Below are 307 nucleotides of genomic sequence, written 5' to 3' on the forward strand. Positions count from 1 at the left end.
TGGAGCGGGAAACGAGACTCGAACTCGCGACCCCGACCTTGGCAAGGTCGTGCTCTACCAACTGAGCTATTCCCGCATAATCTTCGTCTTTCGAACCGCTACTGCGTTGGCTGCCTTCACTCGCCTGAGTCACTTACTTCAGTAAGCTCCTGAGGACTCATTCAGTTGCCGCCTTGTCGCAATTCGAAATCCTGCGATTGGTGGTCTGTACTTAACAAGTACTTTCAAACTTGGAGCGGGAAACGAGACTCGAACTCGCGACCCCGACCTTGGCAAGGTCGTGCTCTACCAACTGAGCTATTCCCGC

The 307-nt window shown here is 53.7% G+C and carries 2 tRNA genes; both read right to left on the reverse strand.

The window, feature by feature from the left end:
* A tRNA-Gly gene (locus tag NBA72_RS24255) sits at window positions 1-76 on the reverse strand.
* Between the two features lie 155 nt (window positions 77-231).
* A tRNA-Gly gene (locus NBA72_RS24260) sits at window positions 232-307 on the reverse strand.

It is taken from the genome of Salmonella sp. NW1250 (assembly GCF_051812965.1).
Taxonomy (GTDB): domain Bacteria; phylum Pseudomonadota; class Gammaproteobacteria; order Enterobacterales; family Enterobacteriaceae; genus Salmonella; species Salmonella enterica.